Raw genomic sequence first — 14,186 nt, 5'->3', positions numbered from 1 at the left:
TGCTGTCTTTGGGGGCCTATCTATGCTGTACGAGTTTTGTGCCGAGAACTTTGAGCGAGTGCCGGCGGCAATTGATGCCGGTGCGGGGCGCATCGAGCTGTGCGACAACCTCGCCGTCGGTGGCACCACGCCTTCCGCCGGCGTTATTAGCGCTACAGTCAGCTACGCTCACGAGCACGACGCGCGAGTGATGTGCATGATTCGCCCGCGCGGTGGCAACTTTCATTACAACCAGGACGAGCTGCGCATGATGGAGATGGACCTGGGCCTTGCCGTGAGCGCCGGCGTCGATGGCCTGGTCTTTGGCTGCTGCAAGCCCTGTGCCGGCGGCTGGGCGCTCGACGAACTCACCCTCGGCGCCCTCGTTATGGCTACGGGCTGCGCGACCGAGGAGTGCAAGCGCGAGTCCCTTGACATCACCTTCCACATGGCATTTGACCAGCTCTCGCCCGAAGCTCAGCTGGACGCCATTGACACGCTCGCCGACTGCGGCGTCACGCGCATTCTTACGCACGGTGGTGCTGCCGGTACGCCGATCGAGGACAACTTCGAAAACCTGGCTCGTTTAATCGAGTATGCGGGCGATCGTTTGACCATCCTTCCCGGCGGCGGCATCACTACGGCAAATCGCGACGCGGTCACGGCGGCGCTAGGCGTCTCCGAGCTCCATGGCACCAAGATCGTGCCGCTGGGGGTATAACCCGTGGCGCTGGTATTTGACGTTCAGCAGGCGAGCAGCAAGCCCGACGATAATCGTCGCCCTGGCACCGCGTGCCCTTTTTGCGACACGGAGGGGCTCGCCAACATCATCCAGCGCGATGGTGACTGCATCTGGCTCGAGAATAAGTTCAAGACCTTGCGGGCCACCCGTCAGACCGTATTGATCGAGTCGGCCAATCACGACGCCGACCTGGTGACCTATGAACCGGATGAGCTGCATCATGTGATGAGGTTTGCCCTGGGCTGTTGGCAGCAGATGATCGATTGCCAACAGTACCGCAGTGTGCTCATGTACAAGAACAAAGGCCCGCTTTCGGGCGGCAGCCTCGTCCATCCACACATGCAGATTGTGGGCTTGGAACAGGAGGACGGCTATGCGGCGCTGACCTCAGCAAACTTTGAAGGCATCGATGTTTGGCGGCGGGGGAGAATCTCGGTCAACATCTCAACCGAGCCGATCATGGGATTCTTTGAGGTCAACATCTCGGCTCCACAGGGAATCGCCGCCAGCGACGACGCCCGCGACCAAGTCGAAGCAGACCTGTTTGCCGATGCGACCCAGGTGGCCCTGCGCTATATCCTGCACGAACACCACGGCGGTCGCGCGGAGTCGTACAACTTGTTCTTCTACCACATGGACGGCCGGACCATTGCCAAGGCGCTGCCACGTTGGGTGGTTTCGCCCTACTTTGTGGGCTATCGTTTGGCCCAGGTCAATGCCGAGACCACGCTCGATATCGATGCTGAGCGCCTACGCGCGCATCTGGAAACGCTCGTATAGCAAGGTTAACACCCGCGTAATGCGGACAGTCTAGCGTGCCATCGCGTCGCGCCCGGCCTTGACCCGCTTGCGCTGTTTGGCGCGCTCCTCGCCGGTTAGGCGCTCAAAGAGATGTCCGATAATCGAGGCCAGCACCTGTTGAAACAGCGTACCGCACATGACGGGGAATACGACCTCGCCGGGAAAATACTGCGTGGCGATGACGGCGCCCGAAGAGATATTGCGCATGCCGCAGGTAAAGCACATGGTAGTCGTCTCGCTATACGGCAGATGCAGCGCACGGGCGACCAGGATGCCGATGATAAAGCCACTGATGGCGAACGAAAGGATAAAGAGGGCGACTTCCAGGCGCACCGTGTTCATGTGCAGCACGTACTCGCTCATGGCGGTGGAGTTGGACGCGATGACCCCCATCATCATGAACTTGCAGGCGGGCGAGAGCGCGGGGGAGAGTTTCTCATGACCCCAGCCGCGCGTGAGTTCGTTAATGACGATACCGAGTACGGCGGGGATGGCGATCATAAAGGCCATGTCTTGCATCATGCTCGGCACATCGATCGAGACGGTGGCGCCCAGCAGGAGCTTGAGCGTAAGAGGAATCGTCACAGGCGAGATAACCGAGGACGTCAGGATAATGGTGAGCGCGAGCGGGCCGTTGCCGCCGAACATGCTAATCCACATAAAGGCAGTGACTGCCACGGGTACGCTGTACTCGAGCACGATGCCGCAGACAAGGTTGGGGTTGGAACCAAAGAACAGTGAGCCCATGGCATACGCCGCGATGGGGATGAGCACAGCCGAGACAATTAACGCCAAAATCAGATGCAGGGGACGGCGGAGCACCTCGGCCACCTGATGGAAGGTGTTGCTCAGCGCACCTTGGAACGTCATAAAGGCGAAAAGGGCGGGAACGATGGGCTTGAGAACGCCGATCTGCTGGGGAAAGAGCACGCCGAGCGCCACGCAAATCGGAACGATGACCTGCATGTGTCCCGCGAGAAATTTGCCCAGTCCAACCCATTGCTTCATATGCTCTGTGACTCCCTTTGCTCGTGAATCCGTTTTGAATGGATATGCTAGACGCTCGCATGCGTCCGTGCGTCAGAAACGCTCGAATATTTCGAGGCTATTACCGGCAGCGTTTACCGAAACCGCGGCGTGCTGCGGCGATTGGCGTCCGCGCTGCACGGTATAATAAATCCGTTCAACAGATCTGCCTGCCGAAGCGGGCATACACAGAGGACTCATCGCTATGAACCGTGAGAGGTATCGCGGCGACCTGCCCCTATCGAGGGTGGGTGCCTATGTCATCGCTTAAGACGACGCATCGCTGGGCGGTCGCTCAGCAAAACCCCGAGCTCGAAAAGGAGCTTTCGGCTGGCCTGGGCATACCCGGGCTGGTGGCGCGCATTATGGTTGCGCACGGCATTACATCCATCGAAGAAGGTCAGCTGTTTTTGACGCCTTCACTCGATCGCGACTGGGCCGACCCACTCATTATCCCGGGCATGTCGGTCGTTGCCGACCGCGTCGAGCGTGCTATTCGTAACCACGAGTACATCGCGGTCTTTGGCGATTTTGACGTTGACGGTATTACGTCGACCTGCCTGTTGACCGAGGCGCTGCGCACGTTTGGCGCCGATGTCACGCCGTTTATTCCGCATCGCTTTGACGAGGGCTACGGTCTTTCGCGCGCGGCGCTCGACCGCGTTAACGAGCTCGCTCGCCCCCAGCTGATCGTGACTGTCGATAACGGTATTGCCGCCAAGGAAGAGGTTTCCTATCTGGAGAGCCTGGGGATCGATTTGGTGGTCACGGACCATCACGAGCCCTCCGATCAGGTGCCGCAGGGCGTGCCCCTGACCGACCCTAAGCTCGAGGACGAGGGTCCTTCGCGTGAGCTTGCCGGTGCCGGCGTGGCACTCAAGCTGGTGCAGGTCCTGGGCGAGCGTCTGGGCAAGCCGTCGTATTGGCGTTCGCTGATCGAGGTTGCGGCGCTGGGCACCGTGTCCGACATGATGCCGCTGACGCCCGAGAACCGCGCGCTGGTCGCCGAGGGCATCCAGCAGATGCGCGTGACCGCCCGCCCCGGCTATATCGCGCTGGCCGCGCTCGCCAAGGCCGACCTCTCTAGCATTACGGCCGATGGCCTGTCGTTTTCGCTCATTCCTCGCTTGAACGCCGCCGGCCGCATGGCCGATCCCAAGCTGGCGCTCGACCTGCTGCTTGCCCGCGATCCTATCGAGGCAAGCGCGCTGGCGGCCGAGCTCGAGGAGATCAACCGTCAGCGTCGCGAGACCGAGGCGGAGCTCACGCGCGATGCCATGGCAAAGGTCGAGGAGACCTATGATGGCGGTCGCGCAATCGTCGTGGGTGGCGAGGGCTGGCACGAGGGCGTCAAGGGTATCGTGGCGAGCCGTCTGACCAACCGTTATCACGTGCCGGCGCTGCTGTTCTCGATCGAAGACGGTATTGCTCGCGGTTCGGGTCGCTCGGTGGGCAAAGTCAACCTGTTCGACGCTGTCGAGCGCTGCTCCGATCTGCTGATTCGTCGCGGCGGGCATGCGGGTGCGGTGGGCGTGACCATCGAGGCGTCCAAGCTCGACGAGTTCCGTCGTCGCCTTTCCGCCGTGCTGTCCGAGCTTCCCGCCGAGGACTTTGAGGACACCGACGAGGTTGCCGCCACGGTCGACCTCTCCGAGCTGAATATTGAGACCATCGAGCAGATCTCCCGCCTTGAGCCGTTTGGCCAGGGCAATAAGGTGCCGCTGTTGGCGGCCGAGGGCGTGACAATGTGCGATCGCGCCGTGGTGGGCAAAACCGGCGAGCACATGCGCTTCGTGGCGACCGATGGCGCTGCGAGTGTGCCGGCCATTATGTTCCGCGTGCCGCAGATCGATAAGCTCATCAATTGCGATAGCGCCGTCGATTTGGTGTTCGAGGCCGTGGCCGAGCATTGGCAGGGTCGCGTAAAGCCAAAGCTCATGATCAAGGATGTCTTGGTCCGCGATACCACGGTGCCCAGCGTTGACGACCCGGCATGTGAGCTTCGCCGCGGCGTGGAGCCTGCAGACGCTGGTCTTCGTCTGGAGTCCCGCAAGCGCCAAACGCTCGCCCAGCTTTCCTATACCGAGCTGACGCGCTCGCTTATTCATAGCTTTATCGGCTCGAACCAGCCGCACCGTGCGCAGGTCGAGGCGCTCGATGCCCTGGCCGATCACCAAAGTGTTCTGGCCGTTATGGGAACAGGGCGCGGCAAGTCTCTTATCTTCCATGTGCATGCCGCGCGCGAGGCGGTCCTTCGCGGGCGTGCGAGCATCTTTGTCTATCCGCTGCGCGCGCTCGTTGCCGACCAGGCCTATCACCTCTCGTCGACGATGGCCGCGCTCGGCATTGGCGTGGGCGTGCTGACCGGCGAGACCGTGGAGGCGGCGCGCGATGACGTGTTTGCCGGCTTGGCTTCGGGCCGCACCGGCATCGTGCTCACGACGCCCGAGTTCCTGTCCATTCACCGCGACCGCTTTGCGCGTTCGGGACGCATCGGTTTTGTCGTTATCGATGAGGCGCATCATGCCAGTCTTGCCAAGGGCGGTGACCGCAGCGCCTATCTCGACATGCCCGATATCCTCAAGGCCCTGGGCGACCCGGTCGTTCTGGCCACGACTGCCACCGCAACGGCTCCGGTTGTGGCCGAGCTTGCCCGCGTGCTACCGATTACCCGCACGGTGGTCGACGAGACGGTGCGCGAGAACTTGCAGCTCGAGGATGACCGAGATCTTGCGAGCCGCGAGAACCGCCTGGTGTCAATCGTGGCGACGGGGGAGAAGACCGTCATCTACGTCAACTCGCGCGACCAGTCCGTGGCGCTTGCCAAGACGCTGCGCAAGCGGGTGCCCGATTGCGCGACCCGCATCGCGTTCTATAACGCGGGGCTTGCACGCTCCGATCGTCGCCGTGTCGAGGAAGCGTTTCGAGACGGCAGCCTCAGCTGCATCGTTTCGACCTCTGCCTTTGGTGAGGGCGTCAACCTGCCCGATATTCGCCATGTCGTGCTCTACCACATGCCGTTTGGCAGCATTGAGTTCAACCAGATGAGCGGACGCGCCGGTCGCGACGGCCAACCTGCCGTGATTCACTTGCTCTATTCGTCGCGTGACGCTCGCATTAACGAGCGCCTGCTCGACTGCTACGCGCCCGAGCGCGATGAGCTCGTCACGCTCTATCGCGCGCTGCAGACCATGTGGCGCTCCAACCGCGGCAAGACCGGAGACGACTCGTTTAGTGCGAGCGATATCGACATCGCGCAGATGTGCCTCGCCATCGATGCCCGCACGCCGGTTGACGAGCGCTCGGTGGCAAGCGGCCTGGGAATCTTCGAAGAGCTTGGTTTCTGTCGCGTTTCGGGGTTTGACGACACCCGTCGCATCGCGATGGCAGAAAACCCCGGCCGTGTGCAATTGAGCAGGTCAATCCGCTATTTGGAGGGCTTGCGCTCGCGCATGGAGTTCTCGGCTTTCCGGAGTTGGGCGCTCGATTCGTGCGCTTCTGATATGCTAGCCAAAGTTAACCGCCCGATCGTTCCGCGGGCCTAGGGGAAGGGGACCTCGATGGATGCCGCAGCCCGTACCGCCCATGATTCCACCCTCCAGCCGTTTTCGGAGATGGAGCACTATAAGCATGCCGATGAGCTGCCACCCGAGATTATGGCGGACAGCTACGACAAGCTGGAACGCCTGTGCCTCAAATATATGAATGAGGAGGACTTCTCTAAGGTGGAGCAGGCCTACTGCTTTGCCGCCGAGAAGCACTGCAACCAAAAGCGCCGCTCGGGCGAGATGTACATTAACCATCCCGTCGAGGTGGCCATCATTTTGGCCGACCTCAAGATGGACTGCGATGTGGTGTGCGCCGCGCTGCTGCACGATACCGTCGAGGATACCGAGACCTCGCTTGCCGATGTGTCCGGCCTGTTTGGCGATACGGTAGCCGAGCTCGTCGATGGCGTGACCAAGCTCACCAACATCGAAGTCGACAGCATGGACGAGAAGCAGGCCCTCACGCTGCGCAAGATGTTCCTCGCCATGTCCAAGGACATCCGCGTCATTATCGTTAAGCTTGCCGACCGCCTGCATAACATGCGTACGCTGGCGGCCCTTCGCGAGGACCGTCGCCTGTTTAAGGCTCGCGAGACCATGGACGTGTATGCGCCCCTGGCCGACCGTCTGGGCATGAGCTCCATTAAATGGGAGCTCGAGGACCTGTCCTTCTTCTACCTGGAGCCCGATGCCTACCAGCGTATCGCGCGCATGGTGGCTGAGTCACGCGAGGTTCGCGAGCGCTATCTGGCCGAGACCATCAAGACGCTCACCGACGAGCTCAACCGCATTGGCCTGGAGGGCTTCCAGATCAACGGCCGCTCCAAGCACTATTGGTCCATCTACCAAAAGATGAAGCGCAAGGGCAAGGAATTCTCCGAGATCTACGACCTGGTGGCACTGCGCGTCATCACGCATTCGGTGCGCGATTGCTACTCCACGCTCGGCGCGGTGCATACGTTGTGGCACCCCATGCCCGGTCGCTTTAAAGACTATATCGCCATGCCCAAGGTCAATAACTACCAGTCGCTCCATACGACGGTTATCGGCCCCACGGCCCGCCCGCTCGAGATTCAGATTCGAACCTATGAGATGCATGAGCAGGCCGAGTACGGCATTGCCGCCCACTGGCTCTATAAGAAGTCGGGCGGATCGTCTGCTTCCAAGACCAATGACGCCCAGCGTCTGGACGACCAGATTAACTGGCTCAAACATTCGCTCGATTGGGCGGCTTCTGACGAGATTACGGACGCCAAGGAATACCTGCACTCGCTGAAGGTCGATCTGTTCGACCAGGAGATCTTCGTCTTTACACCCAAGGGCGAGGTCATGGCGCTTCGTGCCGGCTCCACGCCGCTCGACTTTGCCTACGCCGTTCACACCGAGGTGGGCAACCACTGCGTCGGCGCTAAGATCAACGGTGCGGTGGCCCCGCTCACGCACGAGATCAAGACGGGCGACCGCGTTGAAATCCTGACCAACAAGAGTTCCAAGCCGTCGCGTGATTGGCTCAAGATCGTCAAGACACCTTCGGCCAAGTCAAAGATTCGCCGTTACTTCGCCGCCGCGACCAAAGACGATGACGCCGCTGCCGGCCGCGATATACTGGCCAAGGACCTGCGCAAGCGCGGGTATGGCATCTCTACGCCGCGATCCACGCGTGCGCTCAACGCCGTGGCGGAGCAGTTTAACTACAAGCAGCTCGAGGACCTGTTTGCCGCCGTCGGCGCCGGCAAGGTTGCCCCGCGCGCTGTGGGTAACAAGGTCGAGCAAATCTTGGACCCCAAGCCCGAGGAACAGGTCACCAAGGCCGAGGCTATCGCCGAGGTTGTCAAGCAGCCTGCCCGCGGCTCCAACCGCAAGCCGCAAAAGCGCGGCAAGAGCGCCAGCAACGGCATTATCGTCAAGGGCGAGAGCAACAGCGGACTGCTGGTCCGTCTGGCGCATTGCTGCAATCCGGTGACGGGCGACGATATCGTCGGCTTCATCACGCGCGGCCGCGGCGTTTCGGTGCATCGCGCCAACTGCCCCAACGTCAAGGGTCTTATGGAGCATCCCGAGCGCATGATCGAAGTGGAGTGGGACGGCGCTGCCGACACCCTCTTCCAGGTCGAGATCGTGGTCGAGTGCCTGGACCGCATGGGTCTGCTCAAGGATGTTACCATTGCCATTGGCGATGCGGGCGGCAATATCCTTTCTGCCGCCACCTCGACCAACCGCGAGGGTATTGCAACCCTGCGCTTTATGGTCGAGATCTCGGACGCGAGTGGCCTGGATCCGCTGCTGGCCTCTATCAGCAGCGTTGACTCGGTCTACGACGCGCGCCGCCTGATGCCCGGCGAGGGTGGAGCCCAACTTAAGCGCCGCGTTTAGTCGCGACGAACGTGCCACATTATCGATATTCGCTACACTCGAGGCATCGTTTGATGCCTCGAGTTCTATAGAGAGGAGAGGGACATGAGTGCTGTGTCCTTGGATGTAACTCCCAAGGGAACGGTCGAGATCGAGACACTCGTAAACGGTCCCATTCAGACCAATAGCTATGCTGTTATTTCGGACAATGAGTGCGTGATTGTCGACCCCGCATGGGAAGGCGAGCGCCTGGTGGAGCATATTCGAGCCAAGCATCCCGGCGTACGCATGCTTGGCGCCGTATGCACTCATGGCCATGCCGATCATGTTGGTGGTGTTGCCGGCGTGCGAACCACCGTTGGCGAGGGTTGTCAGTATGAGCTGTGTGCTAAGGATGTGGCGGTGCCGCATGCGAACATCGAGGAACAGCGAGCTATGTGGGGCATTGAGACGCCCGACCCTGGGGAGCCGACGCGCCTGCTCGCCGAGGGCGATACTCTCGAGGTGGGCGATATCTGCCTGCAGGTGATCGAGGCACCAGGGCATACGCCGGGCGGAATCGTCTTGTTTGCCGCCACCGAGCAGGGGAACATTGCCTTTGTGGGCGACACCCTGTTTCCGGGTGGGCACGGCCGCACCGATCTTTCTGGAGGAGACGAGGCGGCGATTCTGCGCTCGCTCTCCAAGCTCGCCCGGCTTCTCCCGCCCGATACCGTTTGCCTAACCGGCCATGGCGATTCGACCACCATGGCACGCGAGCTCATGCAGAACCCTTTCATGCAGGTGTAGCTTAATAGTCGGCTTTTTGAAGCACGAGAAGCGTCCAAACGTCAAGCTATTTTTCCCCAACGGGTCAATTTCGTAGGGCAAACGGTCAAAAAAGTCTGTTTGGACGATATTCGTGAACAAACGAACGTTTATGCTCGGGTGCGCCGTGGTAAAATCACAGGCGTTATCGGAGCAACCTTACAGGAGGTTTCTTTTATGCTCGTCAACGCAGCAGACATGCTCAAGAAGGCCGAGGCCGGCAAGTACGGTCTCGGTGCCTTCAACACCAACAACCTCGAGTGGACCCTGGCTATTCTCCAGGCCGCCGAGGAGGCCAAGTCTCCGCTGATCCTTCAGTGCACCGCTGGTGCCGCTAAGTGGATGGGCGGTTTCAAGGTCTGCGCCGACATGGTCAAGGCTGCCGTCGAGGCCACGGGTGTTACCGTTCCCGTCGCCCTTCACCTCGATCACGGTTCTTACGAGGACTGCTTCAAGTGCATCGAGGCCGGCTTCACGTCCATCATGTATGACGGCTCTCACGAGGAGACCTTCCAGCTTAACCTCGACCGCACCAAGGAGCTCGTTGAGCTTGCCCACTCCAAGGGCATGTCCATCGAGGCCGAGGTCGGCGGCATCGGCGGCACCGAGGACGGCGTGACCTCCAGCGGCGAGCTCGCTGATCCTGCTGAGTGCAAGCAGATTGCTGACCTGGGCGTTGACTTCCTCGCTTGCGGTATCGGCAACATCCACGGCGTGTACCCTGCCGACTGGGCTGGCCTTTCCTTCGAGCGCCTGGGCGAGATCAAGGCTCAGACCGGCGACCTGCCCCTCGTCCTGCACGGTGGCACCGGCATCCCCGAGGATCAGATCAAGAAGGCCATCTCCCTGGGCATCTCCAAGATCAACGTCAACACCGATCTGCAGCTCGTCTTCGCCAAGGGCGTTCGCGAGTACATCGAGGCCGGCAAGGATCAGCAGGGCAAGGGCTTTGACCCCCGCAAGCTCCTCAAGCCTGGTCGCGACAACATCGTTGCCCGCACCAAGGAGCTCATGGAGGAGTTTGGCTCCGTCAACAAGGCGTAAGTAGCGGTTTAACTTCCCGCCGGAGGCCCCGTTCACCCTACGCTTTTCCCTTGCGCTCACCTGGCTTTGCCAGAAGTCGCGCAATGGGAAAAGCTCCGGGTGAACGGGGCCTCCTTTGTTAACTCGCTACAGGGTTACTGGGCTGAATTCATTTTTAGAGGTACCGTTTATCGGTGTTGAGGGTTCCTTTATTGGGGCTTTCTTTTTTATCTCGCTACAATGGGCTTCAAGCGTTCTAGTGACTTGGAGTTTGGTATGGCTGTTATTAATGTGCTGCCTTCGGATGGGAAGGTTATTGACGAGGGTCCTGTTGGTTGCTCTGTTGATGTTTGCTGCGATGACTTTCGCCATCTCGATATTGGGCTACCGCCTGAGATTCTTCGTCTTAAGGATGCCGGGTATTTGACGCAGGCTGTTGCCGCCTGCGATCGCCTTTTGGAGCAGAACCCTGAGCCTTCGCTGGCTGCCTGCGTTCGTGCCGAGCGGTATCGCATGCTTGAGACGCCGCTTCATTTTTCGGTGTCGCGCGATCGAGCTATTGCGATGATCCGCGAGGAGTGGCCTGGGTTTACCGAGGAGCAGTTTGACGATCTGATTGACCGTAAGCGTATTGACTGGCGCTTTATCGATGGCGAGCTGTTCGTTCTCGACAACTTCCTCGATTCGCTTCGCGTATATCCCAAAGAGGTTCCCGGCATGCGTCCCGATCCTACGGACGGAATTGCACTGCGCAACGAGATGCTCAAGGAGATGGAGTCACAAAACGGATTGACTCGCGTTATTACGCTTAAGGCGTCCTTGTCTGTCCCCGGCGCTCTAGAGGGGGAGACCGTTCGCGCTTGGCTTCCCGTAGCCGCCACCTGCCGCCAACAGTCTCAGGTCGAGATTCTCGACATGACGCCGGAGGGTGCTGTTGCTCCCGCGAACGCTTCGGCGCGTACCGCCTCGTGGTCTTCTTCGAGTGAGCGCTCATTCTCGGTGACTTATCGCTATCAAATCAATGCCGCTTATCGCGATATTTATGGGGGTGCGCTTCCGTCGCATCCGTGTATGGACGCGCCGTTGCCCGAAGATATTTCTGAGGACCGTCCGCACATTGCATTCACGCCGTATCTGCAGCAGCTGACGGCCGGTGTTGTTGACGGACTCGAGGATCCGCTCGATCGCGCTCGTGCTATCTATGATTATCTGACGCAACATATCGACTATCGCTATCAGCCGCCGTACTTGCTTTTGGGATCTATTGCCGATGACTGCGCGCATTCGCTCCGCGGCGATTGCGGAGTTATGGCGCTCACGTTTATCACCATGTGCCGTATCGCGGGCGTGCCTGCCCGTTGGCAGAGCGGCCTGTACGTTGCGCCCGATTCGGTGGGGTCGCACGACTGGGCAGAGTTCTATACGCCGCAGACCGGTTGGCTCAACGCCGACGTGTCATTTGGATCTTCTGCTCGCAGGATGGGGGAGGAGTGGCGCCGCCGTCACTACTTTGGCAATCTCGACCCGTGGCGTATGGTGGCCAACAATCGATTCCAGGCAGAGTTTGAGCCCTCTTTCGACGGCATGCGCGAGGACCCTTACGATAACCAGATGGGTGAGGCTTCGGTCGACGGTCGCGGATGCCGTCAGCGCGAGATGCTCCGCACAGTCGAACTCATCGAAATGCTCGAAGTTCCATTTTCGGACTAATCGGTAGAAAGCTGTGATAAACTAACTCACGCATTACGTGCCCGAGTGGCGGAATTGGCAGACGCAGTGGACTCAAAATCCACCGTTGGCAACAACGTGCGAGTTCGAGTCTCGCCTCGGGCACCATACATGCAAGTGAGCGTTCAAGGGGGTTGCGGCCCCCTTTTTCGTGCCGAACTCGCGTGAGCGCGCGAAGCGTTAAGCAAACAGGCCTGCGGCCTGTTTGTAGCGGCGCGTGGCGAGGGCGCCGCGCGTCCGAAGCCCGGGGCTTCGCGAAGCGAAGGCCCTTCGAGTCTCGCCTCGGGCACCATACATGCAAGTGAACGTTCAAGGGGGTTGCGGCCCCCTTTTTCGTGTACGTAATGTGATAACGCGCTGTACGTGTTATTATTCGCAAGGCGTTGTTCCCGCAATGCCCTAAAGAGGAACCCGAGGGTTCCCACCTTTTGGCGCCAATGAGCAGCTGACTGGTCATACAACTTAGATTCCCTTCCTCAAATCGAGGAACTCTATGTGTACGACCTGGTTGCTGAGAAGCGCCGGGTTATTTTTTTATGAATGGAGGTAGGGAAAATAGCTAAGTCTGATGACACCCGCATCAACGACGAGATCACTGCATCTTCGTGCCGTTTGATTGGCGTCGATGGCTCTCAGCTCGGCCTGTTCGCCATCCGCGATGCCCAGCGCGTCGCCGACGATCAGGGTCTCGACCTAGTCGAGATCGCTCCCAACGCGGAGCCGCCGGTCTGCAAGGTCATGGACTACGGTAAGTTCAAGTACCAGCAGGCCATGAAGGCCAAGGCTGCTCGTAAGAACCAGTCCAAGGTCGAGGTCAAGGAAATGAAGTTCCGACCCAAGATCGACGTTGGCGACTACGAGACCAAGAAGGGCCACGTTCTGCGTTTCCTCAAGAAGGGCGCACGCGTTAAGATCACCATCATGTTCCGCGGCCGTGAGATGGCTCACCCGGAGCAGGGCCTTAACGTTCTCGAGCGTCTCGCCGAGGATCTCAAGCCTTACGCTACGGTCGAGTCCAAGCCTAAGATGGAAGGCCGTAACATGCTTATGCTGCTCGCCCCGATTAAGGGCGCCTTCGATGAGGATAAAGCGGCAAGCGATACCAAGTAACTAGTGTTCTGTAACCGATTAAGGAGTATTTCATGCCTAAGATGAAGTCCCACAGCGGCACCAAGAAGCGTTTCCGCAAGACTGGTACCGGCAAGCTTATGCGCGCCAAGGCTTTCAAGAGCCACATCCTGAGCAAGAAGTCCACCAAGCGTAAGCGTGGCTTCCGTCAGGAGACCGAGATCGCCGCTGCCGACCGCAAGGTCATCAAGTCGCGTCTCGCCTAAGTTCGCGTTCCCGTTTTTCGTTTTACCGTCTAGGAGTTGATAGAACATGGCACGTATTAAGCGCGCTGTTGCCGCCAAGAAGAAGCGCCGTACCGTTATGCATCGTGCGAAGGGTTACTACGGTGCCGCTTCGCGTACTTACAAGCATGCTAAAGAGCAGGTCCAGCACTCCCTGCAGTATCAGTATCGTGATCGCCGCAACAAGAAGCGCGAGATCCGTTCTCTCTGGATCACCCGTATCAACGCTGCTGCTCGCCTGAACGACATCTCTTACTCTCAGTTCATGCACGGCCTGAAGGTTGCCGGCATCGAGCTCGACCGCAAGGTCCTGGCTCAGATGGCTTACGAGGACATCGAGTCCTTCAACGAACTGGCTACCATCGCCAAGAAGGCTCTCGAGGCCTAATAGATTCTCTTGAATCGCTAGGGGAGTGTCGCGTTGTGCGCGGCGCTCCCTCTTTTTATCTGAAGCGCTGGTTTATATAGCAAAAGCGCGGGTAGATAGACACTTACAGGTGACCGATCTTTATATATCTCTTAACCGAAGGGTCATCATCTGATACGTGCAGTATTTCTGCACCAGCCTTTCTATGACTTATATAGGAAGCAATGTATTGTGTAGGACTTGTGAAGAGTGGAATTGACGTCCCACGGGGCCCCTCCGGTCTGGCAATATATCTCCTTGCCGCGCGGCCCGGTCGGACCGGATCAGCCGCGCAGGCGTGCACCTTGAGAACCGGATACTGCGAGGATGGACACACCAGATGTGTCGCATCCGGGCAGACATCGAACCATTTGAAATGGTCTAACTTGGATTTGTTTTTCGCAAGGCCGCCGAGAGGCGGC

General features: G+C 59.5%; 12 protein-coding genes and 1 tRNA gene. 11 read left to right on the top strand and 2 right to left on the bottom strand.

What is annotated here, in order from left to right; all coding sequences use genetic code 11:
- The first annotated feature begins 22 nt into the window (after positions 1-22).
- Both AAAX72_RS07190 and AAAX72_RS07185 read left to right on the top strand, forming a co-directional pair.
- Complete coding sequence (locus tag AAAX72_RS07190) at positions 23-700, top strand: copper homeostasis protein CutC (RefSeq protein ID WP_349129754.1); 678 nt, start codon at positions 23-25, stop codon at positions 698-700.
- Positions 701-703: 3 nt separating this feature from the next.
- On the top strand, positions 704-1,501 hold the full coding sequence (locus tag AAAX72_RS07185; RefSeq protein ID WP_349129753.1) for a DUF4931 domain-containing protein: 798 nt from the start codon (positions 704-706) through the stop codon (positions 1,499-1,501).
- A gap of 30 nt (positions 1,502-1,531) precedes the next feature.
- Here AAAX72_RS07185 and AAAX72_RS07180 read toward each other — a convergent pair whose 3' ends face one another.
- Positions 1,532-2,530 (bottom strand): bile acid:sodium symporter family protein, encoded by a 999-nt coding sequence (locus AAAX72_RS07180; protein ID WP_349129752.1) that lies wholly within the window; start codon positions 2,528-2,530, stop codon positions 1,532-1,534.
- Positions 2,531-2,805: 275 nt separating this feature from the next.
- Here AAAX72_RS07180 and recJ point away from each other — a divergent pair, with 275 nt between their 5' ends.
- From recJ to rplT, 9 genes are all read left to right on the top strand, one after another.
- Positions 2,806-6,093: a single-stranded-DNA-specific exonuclease RecJ gene (gene recJ / locus AAAX72_RS07175; protein WP_349129751.1), complete on the top strand. Its 3,288-nt coding sequence runs from the start codon at positions 2,806-2,808 to the stop codon at positions 6,091-6,093.
- A gap of 15 nt (positions 6,094-6,108) precedes the next feature.
- A complete protein-coding gene (locus tag AAAX72_RS07170; protein WP_349129750.1) occupies positions 6,109-8,469 on the top strand; it encodes a bifunctional (p)ppGpp synthetase/guanosine-3',5'-bis(diphosphate) 3'-pyrophosphohydrolase in 2,361 nt (786 codons plus the stop codon).
- A gap of 84 nt (positions 8,470-8,553) precedes the next feature.
- Entirely contained in the window at positions 8,554-9,237 is a 684-nt protein-coding gene (locus AAAX72_RS07165) for an MBL fold metallo-hydrolase (RefSeq protein WP_349115232.1), read from the top strand.
- A 195-nt stretch (positions 9,238-9,432) separates the two neighbouring features.
- The gene (fba, locus tag AAAX72_RS07160) at positions 9,433-10,299 is read left to right on the top strand and encodes a class II fructose-1,6-bisphosphate aldolase (protein WP_035137086.1); all 867 of its coding nucleotides are present in this window, start codon (positions 9,433-9,435) and stop codon (positions 10,297-10,299) included.
- A 255-nt stretch (positions 10,300-10,554) separates the two neighbouring features.
- Positions 10,555-11,988, top strand: coding sequence for a transglutaminase-like domain-containing protein (locus AAAX72_RS07155; RefSeq protein WP_349129749.1), 1,434 nt, complete (start codon positions 10,555-10,557; stop codon positions 11,986-11,988).
- 39 nt (positions 11,989-12,027) lie between these two features.
- Positions 12,028-12,114: transfer RNA gene (locus AAAX72_RS07150), tRNA-Leu, on the top strand.
- A gap of 432 nt (positions 12,115-12,546) precedes the next feature.
- The gene (gene infC / locus AAAX72_RS07145) at positions 12,547-13,116 is read left to right on the top strand and encodes a translation initiation factor IF-3 (protein ID WP_006234423.1); all 570 of its coding nucleotides are present in this window, start codon (positions 12,547-12,549) and stop codon (positions 13,114-13,116) included.
- A gap of 32 nt (positions 13,117-13,148) precedes the next feature.
- Positions 13,149-13,340 carry a 50S ribosomal protein L35 gene (gene rpmI / locus AAAX72_RS07140; RefSeq protein WP_006234422.1) on the top strand — a complete coding sequence of 64 codons (192 nt, stop codon included), beginning with the start codon at positions 13,149-13,151 and terminating at the stop codon, positions 13,338-13,340.
- 46 nt (positions 13,341-13,386) lie between these two features.
- Positions 13,387-13,746 carry a 50S ribosomal protein L20 gene (gene rplT, locus AAAX72_RS07135; protein WP_006234421.1) on the top strand — a complete coding sequence of 120 codons (360 nt, stop codon included), beginning with the start codon at positions 13,387-13,389 and terminating at the stop codon, positions 13,744-13,746.
- A 103-nt stretch (positions 13,747-13,849) separates the two neighbouring features.
- On the opposite strand, the gene AAAX72_RS07130 is transcribed toward rplT, so the two are convergent.
- Positions 13,850-14,186: hypothetical protein (locus AAAX72_RS07130; RefSeq protein ID WP_349129748.1), on the bottom strand; the 337-nt coding region annotated here is incomplete at its 5' end.

The organism is Collinsella sp. CLA-ER-H8 (genome assembly GCF_040092335.1).
Classification (GTDB): domain Bacteria; phylum Actinomycetota; class Coriobacteriia; order Coriobacteriales; family Coriobacteriaceae; genus Collinsella.
This window is presented reverse-complemented; position numbering and strand designations above follow the sequence as displayed.